The 17,162-nt window shown below is 60.9% G+C and carries 19 protein-coding genes; 9 read left to right on the top strand and 10 right to left on the bottom strand.

The features are described from left to right. Positions 1-82 precede the first annotated feature (82 nt). Complete coding sequence (locus tag BLW62_RS09835) at positions 83-1,375, top strand: MFS transporter (RefSeq protein WP_090506895.1); 1,293 nt, start codon at positions 83-85, stop codon at positions 1,373-1,375. Positions 1,376-1,488: 113 nt separating this feature from the next. On the opposite strand, the gene BLW62_RS09830 is transcribed toward BLW62_RS09835, so the two are convergent. Together BLW62_RS09830 and BLW62_RS09825 are read right to left on the bottom strand one after the other, a co-directional pair. Further along, positions 1,489-3,756: a CDC48 family AAA ATPase gene (locus BLW62_RS09830; RefSeq protein WP_090506894.1), complete on the bottom strand. Its 2,268-nt coding sequence runs from the start codon at positions 3,754-3,756 to the stop codon at positions 1,489-1,491. Beyond that, a complete protein-coding gene (locus BLW62_RS09825; RefSeq protein ID WP_090506893.1) occupies positions 3,753-4,001 on the bottom strand; it encodes a DUF7127 family protein in 249 nt (82 codons plus the stop codon). The genes BLW62_RS09830 and BLW62_RS09825 overlap by 4 nt, the downstream gene beginning before the upstream one ends. A 207-nt stretch (positions 4,002-4,208) precedes the next feature. Here BLW62_RS09825 and BLW62_RS09820 point away from each other — a divergent pair, with 207 nt between their 5' ends. Then, positions 4,209-5,000, top strand: coding sequence for an alpha/beta fold hydrolase (locus tag BLW62_RS09820; protein ID WP_090506892.1), 792 nt, complete (start codon positions 4,209-4,211; stop codon positions 4,998-5,000). 92 nt (positions 5,001-5,092) lie between these two features. Here the strand turns inward: BLW62_RS09820 and panB are convergent, their stop codons facing one another. Further along, positions 5,093-5,905 carry a 3-methyl-2-oxobutanoate hydroxymethyltransferase gene (gene panB, locus BLW62_RS09815; protein ID WP_090506891.1) on the bottom strand — a complete coding sequence of 271 codons (813 nt, stop codon included), beginning with the start codon at positions 5,903-5,905 and terminating at the stop codon, positions 5,093-5,095. 137 nt (positions 5,906-6,042) lie between these two features. Between panB and BLW62_RS09810 the strand changes: the two genes are divergently transcribed. After that, positions 6,043-6,276, top strand: a complete 234-nt coding sequence (locus BLW62_RS09810) for a DUF5822 domain-containing protein (protein ID WP_076582386.1) — start codon at positions 6,043-6,045, stop codon at positions 6,274-6,276. A gap of 34 nt (positions 6,277-6,310) precedes the next feature. On the opposite strand, the gene BLW62_RS09805 is transcribed toward BLW62_RS09810, so the two are convergent. The 5 genes from BLW62_RS09805 to BLW62_RS09785 all read right to left on the bottom strand — a co-directional run bounded on the left by BLW62_RS09805 (position 6,311) and on the right by BLW62_RS09785 (position 11,367). After that, complete coding sequence (locus BLW62_RS09805) at positions 6,311-6,850, bottom strand: HAD family hydrolase (protein WP_090506890.1); 540 nt, start codon at positions 6,848-6,850, stop codon at positions 6,311-6,313. 76 nt (positions 6,851-6,926) lie between these two features. Beyond that, positions 6,927-8,057, bottom strand: coding sequence for an acyl-CoA dehydrogenase family protein (locus BLW62_RS09800; protein WP_090506889.1), 1,131 nt, complete (start codon positions 8,055-8,057; stop codon positions 6,927-6,929). Positions 8,058-8,116: 59 nt separating this feature from the next. Beyond that, positions 8,117-9,037: a dihydrodipicolinate synthase family protein gene (locus BLW62_RS09795; protein ID WP_090506888.1), complete on the bottom strand. Its 921-nt coding sequence runs from the start codon at positions 9,035-9,037 to the stop codon at positions 8,117-8,119. Positions 9,038-9,091: 54 nt separating this feature from the next. Next, a complete protein-coding gene (locus tag BLW62_RS09790) occupies positions 9,092-9,769 on the bottom strand; it encodes a helix-turn-helix domain-containing protein (protein WP_090506887.1) in 678 nt (225 codons plus the stop codon). Between the two features lie 344 nt (positions 9,770-10,113). Then, entirely contained in the window at positions 10,114-11,367 is a 1,254-nt protein-coding gene (locus BLW62_RS09785; RefSeq protein ID WP_090506886.1) for an HAD family hydrolase, read from the bottom strand. Between the two features lie 141 nt (positions 11,368-11,508). Between BLW62_RS09785 and gfcR the strand changes: the two genes are divergently transcribed. Both gfcR and BLW62_RS18690 read left to right on the top strand, forming a co-directional pair. Beyond that, entirely contained in the window at positions 11,509-12,165 is a 657-nt protein-coding gene (gene gfcR / locus BLW62_RS09780; protein WP_090506885.1) for a transcriptional regulator GfcR, read from the top strand. A gap of 297 nt (positions 12,166-12,462) precedes the next feature. Then, positions 12,463-12,855: a hypothetical protein gene (locus BLW62_RS18690; RefSeq protein WP_175459727.1), complete on the top strand. Its 393-nt coding sequence runs from the start codon at positions 12,463-12,465 to the stop codon at positions 12,853-12,855. A gap of 400 nt (positions 12,856-13,255) precedes the next feature. On the opposite strand, the gene BLW62_RS09770 is transcribed toward BLW62_RS18690, so the two are convergent. Further along, positions 13,256-14,218, bottom strand: a complete 963-nt coding sequence (locus tag BLW62_RS09770) for a transcription initiation factor IIB (RefSeq protein WP_076582376.1) — start codon at positions 14,216-14,218, stop codon at positions 13,256-13,258. A 162-nt stretch (positions 14,219-14,380) separates the two neighbouring features. Here BLW62_RS09770 and rnhA point away from each other — a divergent pair, with 162 nt between their 5' ends. Both rnhA and BLW62_RS09760 read left to right on the top strand, forming a co-directional pair. Further along, positions 14,381-14,974: a ribonuclease HI gene (gene rnhA / locus BLW62_RS09765; protein ID WP_090506884.1), complete on the top strand. Its 594-nt coding sequence runs from the start codon at positions 14,381-14,383 to the stop codon at positions 14,972-14,974. A 75-nt stretch (positions 14,975-15,049) separates the two neighbouring features. After that, a complete protein-coding gene (locus BLW62_RS09760; protein ID WP_090506883.1) occupies positions 15,050-15,715 on the top strand; it encodes a DUF7108 family protein in 666 nt (221 codons plus the stop codon). A gap of 25 nt (positions 15,716-15,740) precedes the next feature. On the opposite strand, the gene BLW62_RS09755 is transcribed toward BLW62_RS09760, so the two are convergent. Next, entirely contained in the window at positions 15,741-16,100 is a 360-nt protein-coding gene (locus tag BLW62_RS09755) for a PadR family transcriptional regulator (protein WP_090506882.1), read from the bottom strand. Positions 16,101-16,305: 205 nt separating this feature from the next. On the opposite strand from BLW62_RS09755, the gene BLW62_RS09750 reads away from it, so the two are divergent. Beyond that, positions 16,306-16,839 (top strand): inorganic diphosphatase, encoded by a 534-nt coding sequence (locus tag BLW62_RS09750; protein WP_090506881.1) that lies wholly within the window; start codon positions 16,306-16,308, stop codon positions 16,837-16,839. A gap of 149 nt (positions 16,840-16,988) precedes the next feature. After that, entirely contained in the window at positions 16,989-17,123 is a 135-nt protein-coding gene (locus BLW62_RS19100; RefSeq protein WP_257787639.1) for a hypothetical protein, read from the top strand. Positions 17,124-17,162 lie beyond the last annotated feature (39 nt).

Below are 17,162 nucleotides of genomic sequence, written 5' to 3'. Positions count from 1 at the left end.
CCGTAGTGACGAACCCGTACGACGAGATATGGAACGCGACAGTCGTGAGGACGGAACTGAGGGCCGATGAGGTGGTGTAGCCGTGGGACTCGATGAGAACGACAGCGCCATCGCCTCGTTCACCATGCTCGCCCACGGAATCGTCCACTGGTTCGAACTGGCGATTCCGATTTTGCTCGTCGTCTGGCTCGAGGCCTTCGACGCGAGCGTCGCGCTCGTTGGCGTGATCGTCGCCCTCGGCTACGCACCGTTCGGACTCGGCGCGTTGCCCGCCGGCGTCCTGGTCGATCGCTACGGCCCGCGAAAACTCGTGTTAGTCTGTCTCACCGGGATGAGCGTCGCGTTCGCGACGCTGGCGATCGCACCGTCGATCTACGCCATCGCGATCAGTCTCCTCTGTTGGGGTGTTCTCGCCAGCATCTACCATCCGGCGGGGCTCGCACTCATCAGTACGGGTGTCGAACGCCGCGGGACGGTTTTCGCCCGGCACGGCATCGCCGGCAACGTCGGGATCGCACTCGGGCCGTTTGCGACGGCGACCTTGCTGCTCGCGTTCGATTGGCGACTCGTCATCGTGATTCTCGCGATACCGGGGATTCTGGCGACGCTCTACGGCCTCCGCCTCGAGTTCGATCCGACTGCTGCACTCGATTCGACGAATCCAGAAGAGCGTGCCTCGACTGAGGGTCGAAACGAATCTGGCGGCGTGAGCGAGTTCCTCACCAATTCGCGAACGCTGTTCGCGAGTTCGTTTCTCCTCGTCTTCGCGATCGTCACGTTCGTCGGCCTCTACTACCGCGGGGTGTTAACCTACCTTCCAGAGTTACTCCACGGACTGCCGGCGATGGACGGGATCGAGCCGCCGGGCGGCCTCGAGGAACTCTCCCTCGGCGATTACGTCTACGTCGGGTTGCTCGTCGCGGGAATGGCTGGACAGTACGTCGGCGGGAAGTTGACCGATCGCATCGCCGTCTCGAGGGGGCTCGTCGTCGTCTTCCTCGGGTTGGCGATTCTCGCGCCAGCGTTCGTCCCGGTGTCGTCGATGGGGCTGCTCGCCGTCGTCGCCTACTGTCTCGTCCTCGGCTTCTCGCTGTTCGCCATCGAGCCCTTCTATCAGGAAGCCGTTGCGGTCTACACGCCGCCGGAGACGCGCGGGCTTTCCTACGGCTACACGTATCTGGGTATGTTCGGACTCGGGGCGCTCAGCATCTCTCTGGGCGGGTTCTTGCTCGATCACGTCTCGGTCGCCGCCCTCTTCGCGACGCTCGCGTTGTTCGCCCTCGTCGGTGCAGCAATCTCCGTCAGGCTGGTGATTCGCCCACGTCCGTCCGGTGGCGACTCGAGCACCCACTCGAGTAGCGGTGCTGACGATTGATAGTGCGTCGACGTATCGGTCTCGATACGCGCCGTTACCGTTCGTCTCTGGGACAAACAGCAAAATAATGGAACGAACGGGAGCGGAGAGACGCACTCGGCGTCACTCGGACGTTACTGGAACGTTCGACCGAGTTGGTCCTGTTCCTCGGCTGGCTCGGCTTGCTGGAACTGCTCTTCGATCTCTTCGTAGCGTTCGCGCGTCTCCGGAGTCACGCTCGGTTTGACCTCTTCGAGTGCGTGCTCGAAGTGCTCCGTGCCGATCCGGACGTTGCCGATGGTGTCATCGATGTCGTCGGGATCGACGGAGTTGATGAACTCTCGGCTAGCAGCCATCGAGGCCTCGCGAGTGACGGCTTCGATGTCTGCACCGACGTAGCCTTCCGTCTCTGCGGCGAGCTGATCGAGGTCGACAGCGTCGGCCAGTGGCTTGTCACGGGTGTGCACCTCGAAGATCTTCCGGCGTGCGTCCTCGTCGGGGACGGGCACGTGGACGTGCCTGTCCAGGCGACCCGGACGGAGCAGCGCTTTGTCGATCAGATCCGGTCGATTGGTCGTCGCGATGACGACGACGTCCTCGAGTTCCTCGAGTCCGTCGAGTTCGGTCAGCAGTTGGGAGACGACGCGTTCGCCGACGCCGGAGTCGGCCTGTCGTTGGCCGCGTTCGCCAGCGATCGAGTCGATTTCGTCGAAGAAGATCACAGTCGGTGCGTTCGACCGGGCCTTCTCGAAGATTTCGCGGACTCCTTTCTCGGACTCCCCGACGTACTTGTTCAGCAGTTCGGGGCCTTTGATCGAGATGAAGTTCGACTCGGCCTCGTTGGCGACGGCCTTCGCGAGCAGCGTCTTCCCGGTACCGGGTGGACCGAACATCATGACGCCTTTGGCCGCTTCCATGTCCATGGCCTCGAAGACCTCGGGGTAGTCGAGTGGCCACTGGATCGTCTCACGGAGGCGTTCTTTCGTGTCGCCGAGTCCACCGACGTCGTTCCACGTGACGTCGGGAACTTCGACGAAGACCTCTCGCATCGCCGAGGGTTGAATGCCCTTGAGCGCCTCCTTGAAGTCGCCTTCGGTGACCTCGAGCGACTCGAGGACTTCGGCGTCGATCTCGTCTTCCTCGAGATCGAGATCCGGACGGATTCGACGGAGCGCGTTCATCGCGCCCTCGCGAGCGAGGCTCTCGAGGTCGGCACCGACGAAACCGTGCGTGTTCGTCGCGTAGTGCTCGAGGTCGATCCCCTCCACGAGTGGCATTCCGCGGGTGTGAACCTGCAGAATCTCCTTGCGACCGTCCTTGTCCGGCACCCCGATCTCGATTTCGCGATCGAATCGGCCGCCGCGGCGGAGTGCGGGATCGATGTCGTCGATACGGTTCGTCGCAGCGATGACGGTAACGCGACCGCGTTCCTCGAGTCCGTCCATCAGCGAGAGAAGCTGTGCAACGACGCGGCGCTCGACGTCGCCACCGGCTTCCTCGCGTTTGGCGGCGATGGAGTCGAGTTCGTCGATGAAGATAATCGCGGGGGCGTTCTCCTCTGCTTCCTCGAAGACCTCACGGAGTTGTTCCTCGCTCTCGCCGTAGTACTTCGACATGATCTCCGGGCCGGAGATCGTCTCGAAGTGGGCGTCGATCTCGTTGGCGACGGCCTTCGCCATCAGCGTCTTGCCAGTCCCTGGTGGACCGTGCAAGAGGACACCTTTCGGCGGCTCGATACCGAGTTGCTGGAATAACTCGGGATGGCGCATCGGCAACTCGATCATCTCGCGGACCTGGTCGAGTTCGTCGTCCAGCCCACCGATGTCCTCGTAGGTGACGTTCGGGACGCCCTCGGCGGAGGTGCCGGGGCCACCGGAACTGACCTGCTCGGCCGGCGTCTCGGAGATATCGATGTTCGTCGAGTCCGTGATGACGACGGTTCCCGACGGCGACGTACTCGCGATCTTCAGCGGGACCGACTGACCAGAGCTAGCCATCGGGCCGAACGAAAGCGAGAACGGAACCGTTTGCCCTTCGGTGACGGCCTGTCCGCTCAGCTTGTCACGGACGAGCGGACCGATGTCACCGCGGATTCGGAGGTTCTGTGGAAGCGCGACCGTCACCGACTTGGCGGGTTTGACGTCCGCTGGCTCGATCGTCACGCTATCGTCGATGCCGACGTTCGCCTCCTGTCGAAGGCGACCGTCGATCCGAACGATCCCACGACCCTCGTCTTCGGGATAGCCGGGCCAGACGCGCGCGACGGCCTGATTGTCGTCTTTCCCTTCGATGAGGATGTAATCGCCGTTCTCGAGGTCGAGTTCGCGCATCGAGACGCGGTCGATCGCAGCCAGTCCACGGCCTGCGTCCTTCTGTTTCAGTGGTTTGACGGTGAGTTTCATAGATCGCCCTCCAGTTCGACAGTGAGGACGCCGTTTTTGATAAACGTGTGCGCCTCATGTGCCGTCTCGGGCAGTTCGAATTCGTACTGGTCCTCGCCGATGACGACGATAACGGTTTCGTCGACGAGATCGACCGAGGCCTCGGGTTCGCTGGCCCCGAAGTCGACGGCGAACACCACTGCATCGTCGTATTGGAAGCGACGAGCAACCTGTCCCTCGTTTCGGGTGAATTGTTCGAGACTCATGTTCAACTAACCCAAAGTAAGCACTCCTACTATATAAATTTGACCCCAATGAGGGCGGGTACGTGGGGGTGTTCTCGGAAAGAACGTTGTTCGTAGTTCACACCAAATCGAGTTCGAATCCCTTCCCGACGGCCCTTCGCCTCAGTGACGGGCCATCACTCGCGTTCGTCTCGAGAATTTAAGCCGCTGCCCCCCGTTCGAACTGATATGGACTTGGTAACACATCACGGACGGGAGACGGCGTACGACGTCGCCGACCGCGGCGGCGACGGGCCACCGATCTGTTTCGTCCACGGGAGCGGTGCCTCACGAAACATCTGGCGATCACAGCATCGTCTCGCCGATCGACATCCGATCGTGGAGCTCGATTTGAGCGGTCACGGCGAGTCTGACGACATCGCCGCCAGTGTGGGGTACACGACGCTCTCAGCGTACGCCGACGACGTACTGGCCGTCGTCGAGGAGACCGAGAGTCGGGTACTCGTCGGCAACTCGCTCGGGGGAGCCGTCGTGATGCACATCCTTCTCGAGCGCGAGTACGACCCTGACGCCGTCGTCCTGACGGGAGCCGGCGCGCGACTCGGCGTCCTCGACGACTTACTCGAGTGGCTGGCGAACGACTTCGAGAGAGCCGTCGAGTTCCTTCACGGGCCAAACCGGCTCTTTCACGACCCCGATCCGCGACTCGAGGACGTATCGAAACAGCAACTCAACGACACCGGTCAATCGGTCACACATCGAGATTTCCTCACCTGCCACGGGTTCGACGTTCGAGACGAGCTTTCGGAAATCGAGCCACCCGTCCTCGCAATGTATGGCGAGTACGATCAGCTCACACCACCCTGGTTCCACGAGTACCTCGCCGAGGAGATTCCCGACGCCTGGATCGCCGAACTCGCGGATGCGGCTCACCTGGCGATGCTCGAACAACCCGAGTCCTTCAACGGTGCCGTCGGCGAGTTTCTCGACATCGTTTATAACTATCGCTCGCCTGAGTGACACGGCTCCCGACACGTCCGGAGAGCAGTCTGGCCGAGGCCCGTCTCGGTTGGAGTATCGGCGAACGTGGACCGGAGACGGAGAGGCGAGAATCAGTACAACTCCTCGAGGTCGCTCTCCTCGTGACTATGCTCTTCGGCTGGGAACGAGCCGGATTCGACGGCCGAGACGTAGTCGTCGACGGCCGACTCCATCTCCGCGCGGACGTTCCCGAACTGCTCGGAGAACGATGGCGTCCACTCGCTGATGCCGACGGCGTCGTCGAAGACGAGAACCTGGCCGTCGCAGTCGGGTCCGGCCCCGATTCCGATCGTCGGAATGTCGAGCGCGTCGGTGATTTCTGCGGCGAGATTGGCGGGAACGTGCTCTAAAACGAGCGAGAAGGCCCCCGCCTCCTCGTGTTCGAGCGCCAACTCGAGCATCCGCTCGGCGGCCTCCTGATCGGTTCCCTGCCGTGGGTAGCCGCCGTACTGGTTGACGTGTTGTGGGGTCAATCCGAGGTGAGCCATCACCGGAATGCCGAGTTGGACCATCTTCTCGGTGAGGGAAACGGTGTGTGGGCCGCTCTCGAGTTTGACGGCCTGTGCGCCCTCCTCTTTGAGCATCCGTCCGGCGTTCTCGAGACTCTGGGCTTCGTCCACGCCGAAGGAGAGAAACGGCATGTCGGCGACGACAAGCGCCTCCTCGGTCGCACGAGCGACTGCACCGACGTGGTGGGCCATACCATCGACGGAGACGGGAACGGTCGTCTCGTGGCCGAGGACGACGTTGCCGACGCTGTCTCCGACGAGGATGATGTCGACCCCAGCGTCGTCGACGATCCCTGCCGTCGGAGCATCGTAGGCCGTTAGCATCGTGATCGCTTCCTCCCCTGCCTTCGTTCTGACATCCCGCACGGTAGCCATACACACACGTTCGTCCGCGACAAGTAAACGTCACCGTTCTTCGGCCCGCTCGAGCGTACCGGCTATCGACGACGAAATCTGCGGACCACGAACAGGAACTCGGAGAAATTAAGGGGGGCGGGTAACGACTGCTAGTCGTGCCAGAACCCGTCGAAACGACCGCTCCCGAGGGCGTCGACTACGGTTGGGTGATGCAGGTTACCTTCGTCGTCACCATCCTCGTCGGTGCGCCCATCGTCGCTGTATTCTCGCTCTCCGCCGACCTCCCCTCCTGGGGCGCTCGAGCCGAGTTCGCGATTCGTGTGGGTGCCCCAATCTGGTTTTTGACCGCAATTTCGGTCTTCGCGTACGCGAAGCGACACCAGGAGTGAGGCGACCGGAAGATCGGATTTCGAGACCTGACACTCAGACGCCCGATGGACCCTCACCGACGAATTCGAAGGCGACGCCCGCTCGCTGGGCCGTTAGCTGATCTCGTTTCGAATCGCCGACGAACAGCGACGACCCTGGCTCCGCCTCGAGCGCGCGAACGGTCTCGAGCAACGGCTCTGGGTGGGGCTTTCGCGTTTCGACGGTGTCTCGCCCGACGACTGCATCGACGGCGTGAGCGAGGTCATGGACCTCGAGGGCGATTCGGCAGGCAGCCTCGCAGTTGAGTGAACAGACACCGACGGGCACTGATCGCTCGAGGAGTTCCTCCGCGTGAGCCAGCCGTGGCGCAGTCTCGGCACCCTGTCGCTCGTGTGTGGCGATTGCCGACTCGACGTCCGGCCCCAATCCAACGTCGCTTGCCCCACCGAGAAGATCCCAGAGATCGCTGCTCGGCGGTTCGACGTTCGCCCGTTCGTACACCTCGAGGACGTCGGTCGCGACGAGATCCCAGTTCACGTCCAGATCGACGAGGGTTCCGTCCATATCGTAGACGACGGCGTCGTATTCGCTCATACCGTTCGAAAGGAGCGGGAGACGAATAGTGACTTCGGTGCTGAGAGACCGCGACCCCAAATTGCCGATACCGTGTTCACTCGAGTAACTCCCGTGCGATCACCGTCTTCTGAATTTCCGTCGTCCCTTCGTAGATTTCGGTGATCTTTGCGTCCCGGTAGAGTCGCTCGACCTCGCCCTCGGTGACGTAGCCGTAGCCGCCGTGGATTTGCACGGCCTCGTTGGTTACGTCCATGGCCGCCTCGCTGGCGAAGTACTTCGCCATGCTGGCCTCGAGTGCCGCGCCGCCGTCCGCCTCGTGTCGCTTCCGAGCAGCGTCACGCGTGAGCAAACGTGCCGCTCGAGTTCGGGTAGCCATCTCGGCCAATTTGTGCCGGATCGACTGAATGTCGGCGATGGGGCCACCGAACTGTTCGCGTTCCTGACTGTAGGCGAGGGCTTCCTCGAGTGCACACTGTGCGAGACCCACCGACTGAGCGGCGATGGCGATTCGGCCGCCCGTGAGGATGTGGAACGCCGCGGAGAGCCCGTTTCCTTCCTCCGTGAGTCGGTTTTCGACGGGGATACGCACGCCATCGAAGGTCAGACTCGTGGTGTCACTCGCCCGCAGCCCCAACTTGTCCTCCTTCTCGCCGACGGAGAGACCGTCGACGTCGCCGGGGACGAGAAACTGGGTGACGGAGCCGGGATCGTCGCGGTCCGTCTTCGCGAAGCAGATGTAGACGCCTGCGCGCTCGCCGTTAGTGATCCACTGCTTCTCGCCGTCGATGACGTACTCGTCGCCCTCGCGTCTCGCCACCGTCGACATTTCGGCCGGATTCGAGCCAGCGTGGGGTTCGGAGAGGGCGAACGCGCCGACCGGGCGTCCGTCCGCCATTTCGGGCAACCACCGTTCTCGTTGTTCCTCGCTCCCGAACTCGGCGAGACACGAGGTCGCGAGCGAGTGGACGGACAGCGCCGTCGCGACCGCGAGCATGCCGGAGGCGACTTCCTCGTAGACGATCGCCGACGTGAGCGGGTCTGCGTCGTACCCGCCGTAGGCTTCGGGGACCGTTAGCCCCGTCAGATCGAGATCCGCGAGACCGTCCCAGACCTCCTCCGGAAACGACTGCTGATCGTCGGCCTCCATCGCCGTCGGGCGAATCTCTTCGTTCGCGAACGCTCCTACCGTCTCCTTGATCGCCGCTTGCTCCGCCGAGAGCTCCATACAGTCGTCCACGGTATCGTTCCACAAAGGTGCTCACATCGCGGCCGAACCGAACGAGACTACCGCGACAGGTCGATCGAGTCGATCGACTCGAGTCGTTCGCGCAACTCGGCCGCCGACTCGGCGTCTTTTCGCCGCAGCGGATCACGAAGCGGTCCGGCGTCGAACCCGCGTAATTCGAGTGCCGTCTTGACGCCGGACATGTACGCGCCACCGGCTTTGAACGCGTCGCGAACGTCGAAGACGTGACTCTGGAGCGTGCGTGCGCGTTCTTCCTCGCCCGCTTCGAAGGCGTCGTAACAGTCGACGACGAGTTCCGGAAAGACGTTTGCAACGGCGCTGACGAGCCCCGAACAGCCGATGGAGAGGCCCGTGAACAGGAGCGAGTCCGACCCGGCGAGGAAAGTGAGTTCGGGGTGGCCGTCGATCGCCTGGGCGAGCCACGGCACGTCCTTGCTCGAGTCCTTGACGCCGGCGACGGCGTCGATCGCTGCGAGGTCGGCGAGCGTCTCGAGGCTGAGTTCGTTCCCCGTCTTGCTCGGAATGTGGTAGATGTAGATCGGCACGGAGACGGATTCGGCAACGCGTCGGTAGTGGGTCAGGGCAGCCTCGTGGTCGAGTGGATAGTAATAGGGCGTGACGACGACGATGCCGTCGACGCCGACCGACTCCGCGTGTTCTGCGTGTGAGATGGTCTCGTGTGTGCTCGGCGCACCGACGCCGGCGATGACTGGAACGTCGTCGACTTCCTCCACGACCGCTTCGACGACGCCGCGGCGCTCCTCGCCCGTCAAGAGCGGGAACTCGCCGTTCGTCCCGAGCGGAAAGACTCCGTGTGCGCCGCGGTCGACGACGAACCGAGCGTGGTCGGCCGTCGTCTCGTAGTCGACCGACTCGTCGTCGTAGAAGGCCGTAACGGTCGGCGGGACGACGCCGTGTAAGGACAGCGGATCGGCCGTACCGGAATCGTGAAACGCCATAGGGGATGTCCGTCGCGGACGCGCATAAAAGTCGGCCGTGGCTGCGTCGGATGGCTACTCCGTCGCTAGTTCACCCGTCGGATTCTCGAGTTGTTCGCTCGCGAGCACGCGATTCGCACGACGAAGCCGTTCGGAGAGCGCCTGATGGGAGATCCCGAGTTCACTCGCCAGTTCCTCGAGCGAAATCTTGCGCGGCACGTCGTAGTAGCCCTGGCGGTAGGCTTCGGCAATCGCCTCCTGTTGTGGATCCGTGAGTGCTGCCGTCGTCTCGAGGTCGTCGTCCTGTCCGGCTTCGACCATCCGACGGACATCGACGCGCACACCTCGATCTTCCATCGCGGAGACGGTCTCCGAAAGTTCCACTCGGTGAAGAAAGAGTAGTCGGAGCGTCCACTGGCCGTCCGTTACCTGTGCGTCGAGAACCGTCCCCCCGTTCTCGTAGACTGCACAGCAGACGGAGCCGACGCCCTCTGCGTATTCCAGCCGATAGAACCAGTCCCCACCCTCGGTCGCCTCGAGCAACCGTTGGTAATCGTCGACCGTCTCGTCGGCCTCGAGCGTCGCCTCGAGTTCCTCTCGTTCGACGTTCGAGAACCAGACGAGTGGCATTGTGCGCGTCGGTCCTTCGGCGACGACGCTTTCGACGGAAATCGACACGTCTGGCAATTGTGCCAACGTCTCGCCGAGCGCGAACTCGTCGGCACCGAGCGAGAGTTCTGCGATCGTCGTCATCGGTCGATCACGTCCGGAAGGAGACTCGAACTCGGTCGATACCGATCTCTCGATCGACGCAACTGCCACTGAGGTCGATCGGAGAACACTGATCGATCGATCGGCGGACCTGCGCCCAGTTTGAACATCATTCGACCGTCGTCGGGTGAGGGTTGGGACTCTATTCTGCGCATAGTATCAGACACTCCGTGACCGTGACACACCCACGTGGCTCGTGGTATCACCCCGTACTGCCTCGTATCGGTTGATGTGCTGGCCTGTGTGTTCCGGCCGTTTACCACAGCCCATCACGAGCGATGGAACTCACGAAATCGGTCTCTTCGAGGAGTACCCGGAGTCCAGAATTAGCCGAGTCGAGCCAACCGATTGAGCGCGTACACCGTCCGCAACACGTCGACGCTCTTTCCGCGATCGAAGACGAGTTCGTCCGTCTCGAGGACGTGCTCGAGCGTGTCCTGTGAGGCGTGTTCGGGGGCTGCTGAGATTCCTGCGTCGTTTTCGTCGACCCACCGCATGACGCGTAGATCGCTCTTCGAGTCCCCCATCACGAGTGAAAACGGGTCGTCGACACCGAGCACGTCGAGCGATCGTTCGACACCGACGACCTTGTTCAATTCGAGGCTCCCGATCTCGGCCGCGTCAGCTTCGTAGTAGGCCACGTCGATCCGCTCTAAGACCGACTCGAGCGTGGCGGGTAGCTCATCAGCATCGAGGTCGGGGTATCCGCCTTCGCTCTCGAGAACCGCTCTGATCTCGGGATCCTGCGCGGCGTAGAACGCCCGCGTCCAGTCGACCACCGTTTCCTCGCTTTCGATATCATCCCCGAGATGGGTTCCGACGGCGTCTGCGAGCAAGTCGATGAGGTAGACCAATGCTGTGTCGATGGTCTCTCTGACCTTGCTCGAGCCGGTTTCGTAGTTCGGCTTCATCGTGACGTTGAACTCGTTGCCCTGCAGATGACAGCCACGTCGCAGATCTCCCGGAGCCTCGGGCAACACCCGCGAGCGGATGTCGTCGAACACGTTTCGAATCGTCTCGTCGAGTTCCTCGTAGAGCAGTTGCTTCGTCGCTTCGCCGTGGCCGGGCGTGAACACTCCCGTCCCAGCCTCGTAGACGATCGAGAGTTCCCCCGAGTGAACGATTTCGCTCCCTAATCCCTGAATCGCGAACCCCTTGACGTTCTCTAAGGTCTGGCCCGTACAGATGACGATCGGCACGCCGGCTTCGTGAAATTCGGTCAGTACGTGCAACGTATCGCGTGGGATTTCGTTGTCCGTGCCACCAGCCGACCGAAGCGTCTCGTCGACGTCGAGGACGAGCACGTTCACCGCGCGGCCGTACTTCGCCTCGAGATCGAGCGCCGTAAACGCCTGATCGCGAGAGGCACGTGAGGCGATTTCGGCGAACGTCTCTCCGGCCGCGAAATCGGCCCGGATCTCGTTCTTCCGTCGCTCGAGTTCCTCGTTCGCGTCCTGCCAGTGCTCGAGGGCGACCCGGGAGTCGACGGCCGGAAACACGTCGACGAACGCCTGATACTCCCGCAACGTTCCCGTGTCGTACTCGTCGTAGAGCTGGTAGACGAGATCGTACCGTTCCATGATCCTAGCAGCGAGGAGCAGGCAGATAATCGTTTTCAGGTGGAGACAGGTCGGTGCCCGACTGCTCGAGCGGACGGGGTTTTCCGATTCGTCGGTGAACGACGACACGACTATAAAAACGGCGCTCGAATTTGCGAGTATATGAAAAACGTCGACGACTTGATCGAGAGTGCCGCCGAGCTCGCCGCTCGTGGCCTCTCGAAGGGTGAAATTGCGGACGAACTGAACGTCTCGCGGGAGACGGCGAGTTGGCTCGTCGAACGAAGCGGCGCGACGACTCAGCAATCGAATCAGTCGGGACAAGAAGCAACCGCCAGTCCCGCTAGTGGCCCACAGGACATTCACGTCGATTGGTCCGCCATCGGTCGAGATAGTAAACGAATGGGGGCGATCGCGGAGGCGATGGCCGATCTGCTCCTCAAACACGGCAAGGACGTCGACCTCACGATCGGAATCGAGAAGGCAGGTGGCCCAATCGCGACGCTGATCGCGCGCGAACTCGAGACCGATCTGGCGACGTACACGCCGGCGAAACACCAGTGGGAGGAAGGTGACATCGAGGATCTCGGCGGGACGTTCAGCCGGAACTTCGCGAGCATTCGCGACCGAGAGTGCTACATCGTCGACGACACCATCACCAGCGGCACGACCATGCGCGAGACGATCGAAGCAATTCGCGCAGAGGGTGGTGAGCCACTGGCGTGTGTCGTCCTCGCTGACAAACAGGGACTCGAGGAATTAGAGGGCGTGCCAATTTATTCGCTCTTACAAGTAATCAGCGTCGGAAAGGACGAATAACGATTCAGTACGTGTTTCGCCCCGTATCGCGCCAGAATCAATCCGTAGTAAAACCGAATCGAACCGGACGGCGTCGAGTAATTGTTTGTTTTCATCAACTTTGTTCGGCCGTCCGGGCTGTGGGTTTCGTTCGTACGCCTACAGCCGCTTAGTCGTCTCGAGGACGAGCGAAACGGTATGCCACTGTCGTTGAACTCACGAAATGACGTTCCCGATGTAACAGCCGGTTGTGCATTGGAATCTGATACTAGGCTGCGAATTCTCTTGACCGTCACCGACCCAGTCTCGAGTGGGATAATGACGGATCGATTAACACGCAGACGACTGCTCGCGCTGAGTGGCGCAGTGAGCTTCGCAGCTATCGCTGGATGTAACGACAACGGTGAAGATCCAGAAGAAGACCCTGAGGACGATCCTGCCGAGGACGATCCTGAAGACGAGGAAGACGATCCGATGGACGAGGAGGATCCTGAAGACGAGGAAGATCCCGAAGATGAAGAGGATCCGGAGGATGAAGAGGATCCTGAAGACGAGGAAGACGATCCGATGGACGACGAAGAAGATCCTGAGGATGAAGAAGACCCTGAAGCCGAAGATGAGGACGAAGAAGATCCCGAGGACGAGGAGGACCCTGAAGACGAAGACGATCCAGAGGATGAGGATGAGGACGAGGACGAGGACGAATCATAATCGTCCACAGCCTCGAGACCCTCAATCGGACGTATTGCCCTCCAAACTACGATTTTTCGGGTGCCGAACGTGAACGCGAGAGCGACCTGCGTACCGTCTTGGTCGGATAGTGCGAACTCGCGTCCGTAATACGAACTGCTGTCAGTCAGTTCCGGCGCAATCGCGACCCGTCCTGTGGTTGCGCTGGTAACTCGTGACAGCAGTCCATAGGAGTCAGTGCTCGGTGGTGCTGAGGTCGATCTGCCGGCACCTTCACGGACGGGGATTGCGACGAGCGCGAGATACGGATACGGACGTTGCAGTGCGGATACGTCGTCTCCCTCGAGACTACGTGCTCATTGACGGCAGTAGCATCTCTCGAGGGGGCGACATCGTCAAAAATAGCGAATTGTGCGTGTACTTAGCCGTGAATTCCCATCGCTTCGATCTGCTCTTGATACCGATTTCGGATCGTCACTTCAGTGACCTGGGCGACGTCGGCGACTTCACGTTGCGTTTTCTTCTCGTTGCAGAGCAACGACGCAGCGTAAATCGCGGCGGCAGCGTAGCCGGTCGGTGACTTGCCCGAGAGGAGTCCTTCCTCGGCCGTTTTCTCGATGATTTCGTTGGCCTTGGTCTGGACTTCTTCGGACAGTTCGAGTTCAGAACAAAAGCGCGGGACGTACTTTTTCGGGTCGACGGGGCGCATCTCGAGGCCGAGTTCCTGTGAGATGTACCGATACGTACGACCGATCTCCTTTCGTTCGACGCGTGAGACTTCCGAAATTTCCTCTAAGCTCCGCGGGATGCCTTCCTTTCGACAGGCAGCGTACAGCGCAGAGGTCGCGACACCTTCGATGGATCGTCCACGGATGAGGTCTTCTTTGAGCGCACGTCGATAGATGACCGACGCGACCTCACGGACGGACCGTGGGACACCCAGTGCGGATGCCATTCGGTCGATTTCGCTGAGTGCGAACTGCAGGTTTCGTTCGCCGGCGTCTTTGGTTCGGATGCGTTCTTGCCACTTGCGCAGTCGGTGCATCTGACTGCGTTTTTTGGACGAGATAGAGCGACCGTAGGCGTCTTTGTCCTTCCAGTCGATCGTCGTCGTCAGCCCCTTGTCGTGCATCGTCTGTGTCGTCGGCGCACCGACACGAGACTTCTCCTGGCGTTCCTGATGGTTGAACGCACGCCACTCGGGTCCAGGATCGATCTTTTCTTCCTCCACGACGAGCCCACAGTCTTCACAGATGAGCTCACCCCGGTCGGAGTCCTTAACGAGATTATCCGATTCACACTCGGGGCACGCACGAACCCCCTCCTGGTCTTCGGTCTCGTCCGTCTCACGCATTCGCTCCCGCTGGCGGGTGGACCGTGTCATCGCACTTTTATAGTAGTATCACCAAGGTATATAAATCCTCGGTAACCGCTTTTGCCGGTTGTCGAAATTATGCCGATATGGGGCAATAGAGGCACTCAGGTGCGAGGTTTACGATTCGGAACCGGAAAGCATTTATCCGGCTCTCGACGAGAACAGCTACGAATGCCGGTTATCGAGTGCGACGTCGAGACGGCTCGAGAACGACTCGAGGACGCAGGTGTGTCGGTCGAGTCCGGAAACACGGATCACGAACGGTGGCGAGCGAGTCGAGGTGGCGCGACAGCCGTGGCCTACGACGACAAGGTCGTGATTCAGGGCGACCGCCCACGGGATCTCGAGGCCATCCTGCGCGAGGGAGGCGGTCGCGCACACGTCTACTTCGACGGCGCTTGTCGTGGCAATCCCGGTCCTGCGGCGACGGGCTGGCTCATCGTGACGGGAGACGGTATCGTCGCCGAGGGCGGCGAACGGATCGGTACCGCGACGAACAACCAAGCCGAGTACGAAGCGCTGATCGAGGGGCTCGAGGCCGCTCGCGAGTACGGCTACGACGAAATTCACGTGCGCGGTGACTCAGAACTGATCGTCAAGCAGGTTCGCGGCGAGTACAATACGAACAACCCTGAACTCCGCGAGAAACGCGTCACGGTCCACGAACTCCTCACCTCGTTCGACGAGTGGACCCTCGAGCACGTTCCACGCGAGGTCAATGATCGCGCAGACGAGTTGGCTAACGAAGCCCTCGACGACCGCTGAGACGAGAGTCGTCTGCAACTGTCCCACGAAATCCAGACCAGCACACCAAAACCGCTCGAGTGCGTACCGACTGGTATGACCGATTCGAGCGAGATCCCTGCAGATTCTCTATCCGATGTCGCGACGCATCGAGACAAGGACGACCGGGAAGGAGACGCCGACCCAGGCGAGGACGCGGAGCTTCCGGTTGACGTCGTCGATGAGGCGGAGCGACTCGCGCGACTCGAGCGTTCCGTCGGCGACGACGGCGAAGCGCAAGCACACGCGACTCGACGAGCGACACTCCTCGCCGAGCACGACTTCACGTCGCGGATTCGCGAAGACGACGGTGAGGACGTGTTGGTCTTGCATCCGGACGAGTGGCACGACGACGAGGAAAACGTCATCCGGACCGACCGAATCGACGATACGTCCCGTGCCGTTGAACTCCCGCTCGAAGGGACGAGAGACCCCGACGATTGGGACGCGGTCAACGCTCACAACCGGGCGCTCGTCGAGCAGATTCGAGCGGCGCACGGCGACGTTCACGGCGACAACGTCGCTTCGCTCGCGGATTTTGTCGGCAACCACTACGCAAAACGGATCGAGGACCTCACCAACGAGGAACTCGAGGAGTTTCGGACGGAGTACTTCGTGCGAAACGTCTGGCCGTCCGAACGACAACGGGAGGCACTCGAGAAGTCACTCGAGTACGTGTACGAACAGGTTGGGGAATCGACCCCGGACCCGCACGATCGGTGAAATTCTGGTGGAATTGACCGCGCGATTAGTAGCTGTTCTGGACGATTTCTTCGACCTCGGCCGCTCGGTCGTCGCCGGTGACGATTTTCGAGAGCGACCACTGAACGCCGTCGAGGACGGCGTCGTAGCCGTCGTCAGTGAGCGAGTACTGATTCGTTCGTTTGTCGAGTTCGCTCTTTTCGATGAGACCGAGGTCGACGAGTTCGTCGAGGTTCGGGTAGAGTCGTCCGTGATTTACTTCCGTTCCGTAGTAGTCCTCGAGTTCGCGTTTGATCGCCAGGCCGTACATCGGCTCTTTGGCGAGAATGATGAGGATGTTGTTCTGGAACGCAGTAAGTTCGCGTGCAATGCTCTGTTCGCCGGTAATTGATTGTGCCTCTGACATACCTGTGGTAATGTCATCAGACTATTTAAGACTTGCCAACTATTCCTTCATCAGTACCGATCTAACGGCCGCTGATCGGGTTTGCGTCGCCGACTACTGGTGGATCTCGTCGGGGTGTTGTCTTGTCGGTGTCCGATGACCTTCAGTTAAGATATGACACTCGATTACGAAAGTACTTTTTGATCGACCGCGGAGAGTGCAGTACATGGTCAACCTCTGGGAAGACCTCGAGACCGGACCGAACCCGCCCGAAGAGATCTACGCCGTCGTCGAGTGTCTCAAGGGTGAGCGAAACAAGTACGAGTACGACAAGGACGTGCCGGGCGTCGTCCTCGATCGGGTGCTTCACAGCAACGTTCACTATCCGAGTGATTACGGCTTCATCCCGCAGTCGTACTACGACGACGAGGATCCCTTCGACGTGCTCGTGCTCGTCGAGGATCAAACGTTCCCCGGCTGCGTCATCGAAGCCCGTCCCGTCGCCCTAATGAAGATGGACGACGACGGTGAGCAAGACGACAAGGTCATCGCCGTTCCGAGCGAGGATCCACGCTATGACCACATCGAAGACCTCGACGACATCACCCAACAGCAACTCGACGAGATCGACGAGTTCTTCGCGACCTACAAGAACTTAGAGGAGGGCAAGGAAGTCGAAACCCTCGGTTGGGAGGACAAACAGGCCGCCTACGACGCGATCGAACACGCACAGGACCTCTACGAAGAGAACTTCTCCTAATACCAAACTCGACTCACGGCGCGTCCGTTTTCGATATTTGTCCGCGGTATCGATCAGCGCCGATTCTCGAGAGTTATCTCCACCGGCGTGACTCATGCATTATGAGCATGGGTAATTTTATCCCCGCTGCGACCGAAACACGACTCGTTATGGCAGCAACCAACTCGTCCGCCCGATCGTCCGCTCCAGCAGACGACGCGGCCAAATCCGGCGTTGGAATGGCACACCTGACGGTCGTTCCGACGAACTTCGAGCCTCCAGAATCCGACGACCGCGAGGAGTAATTCGCGACGCTCCGAGCGACGGTTCCGACCCAGACTCGC

This window comes from Natronorubrum sediminis (genome assembly GCF_900108095.1).
GTDB classification, from domain to species: Archaea; Halobacteriota; Halobacteria; order Halobacteriales; family Natrialbaceae; genus Natronorubrum; species Natronorubrum sediminis.
Note: the sequence above shows the minus strand (reverse complement) of the source record. Positions and strands in the feature narration are given on the sequence as shown.

Bases quoted from the DNA above. Each gene is read 5' to 3' on its own strand.
- BLW62_RS09830 (WP_090506894.1), bottom strand. From the start codon at position 3,756: ATGAAACTCACCGTCAAACCACTGAAACAGAAGGACGCAGGCCGTGGA.
- BLW62_RS09825 (WP_090506893.1), bottom strand. From the start codon at position 4,001: ATGAGTCTCGAACAATTCACCCGAAACGAGGGACAGGTTGCTCGTCGC.
- BLW62_RS09820 (WP_090506892.1), top strand. From the start codon at position 4,209: ATGGACTTGGTAACACATCACGGACGGGAGACGGCGTACGACGTCGCC.
- panB (WP_090506891.1), bottom strand. From the start codon at position 5,905: ATGGCTACCGTGCGGGATGTCAGAACGAAGGCAGGGGAGGAAGCGATC.
- BLW62_RS09805 (WP_090506890.1), bottom strand. From the start codon at position 6,850: ATGAGCGAATACGACGCCGTCGTCTACGATATGGACGGAACCCTCGTC.
- BLW62_RS09800 (WP_090506889.1), bottom strand. From the start codon at position 8,057: ATGGAGCTCTCGGCGGAGCAAGCGGCGATCAAGGAGACGGTAGGAGCG.
- BLW62_RS09795 (WP_090506888.1), bottom strand. From the start codon at position 9,037: ATGGCGTTTCACGATTCCGGTACGGCCGATCCGCTGTCCTTACACGGC.
- BLW62_RS09790 (WP_090506887.1), bottom strand. From the start codon at position 9,769: ATGACGACGATCGCAGAACTCTCGCTCGGTGCCGACGAGTTCGCGCTC.
- BLW62_RS09785 (WP_090506886.1), bottom strand. From the start codon at position 11,367: ATGGAACGGTACGATCTCGTCTACCAGCTCTACGACGAGTACGACACG.
- gfcR (WP_090506885.1), top strand. From the start codon at position 11,509: ATGAAAAACGTCGACGACTTGATCGAGAGTGCCGCCGAGCTCGCCGCT.
- BLW62_RS18690 (WP_175459727.1), top strand. From the start codon at position 12,463: ATGACGGATCGATTAACACGCAGACGACTGCTCGCGCTGAGTGGCGCA.
- BLW62_RS09770 (WP_076582376.1), bottom strand. From the start codon at position 14,218: ATGACACGGTCCACCCGCCAGCGGGAGCGAATGCGTGAGACGGACGAG.
- rnhA (WP_090506884.1), top strand. From the start codon at position 14,381: ATGCCGGTTATCGAGTGCGACGTCGAGACGGCTCGAGAACGACTCGAG.
- BLW62_RS09760 (WP_090506883.1), top strand. From the start codon at position 15,050: ATGACCGATTCGAGCGAGATCCCTGCAGATTCTCTATCCGATGTCGCG.
- BLW62_RS09755 (WP_090506882.1), bottom strand. From the start codon at position 16,100: ATGTCAGAGGCACAATCAATTACCGGCGAACAGAGCATTGCACGCGAA.
- BLW62_RS09750 (WP_090506881.1), top strand. From the start codon at position 16,306: ATGGTCAACCTCTGGGAAGACCTCGAGACCGGACCGAACCCGCCCGAA.
- BLW62_RS19100 (WP_257787639.1), top strand. From the start codon at position 16,989: ATGGCAGCAACCAACTCGTCCGCCCGATCGTCCGCTCCAGCAGACGAC.